1 protein-coding gene is annotated in these 283 nt (G+C 49.5%); it reads right to left on the bottom strand.

The annotated features are described in order from the left end of the window. On the bottom strand, positions 1 to 283 hold a 283-nt coding region (locus JIG40_RS10375; RefSeq protein ID WP_244662663.1), incomplete at both ends, for an EF-Tu/IF-2/RF-3 family GTPase.

Genomic DNA, 283 nt, shown 5'->3' with positions numbered 1-283 from the left:
TGCACCAACGTTCTCACCTGCACGACCTTCGTCCAGCAGTTTACGGAACATTTCTACACCAGTACATGTAGTGGTTGTAGTCTCGTGGATACCAACGATTGCTACTTCATCACCTACACGTAGGATACCGCGCTCGATACGACCAGTTACTACTGTACCACGACCTTGGATTGAGAATACGTCTTCGATTGGCATCAGGAACGGCATGTCTACTGCACGCTCTGGCTCTGGAATGTACTCGTCCAGTGCTTTAGCCAGCTCAAGGATTTTCTCTTCCCACTGT

Source organism: Vibrio sp. bablab_jr001 (genome assembly GCF_016464285.1).
GTDB lineage: Bacteria > Pseudomonadota > Gammaproteobacteria > Enterobacterales > Vibrionaceae > Vibrio > Vibrio fluvialis.
Note: the sequence above shows the minus strand (reverse complement) of the source record. Positions and strands in the feature narration are given on the sequence as shown.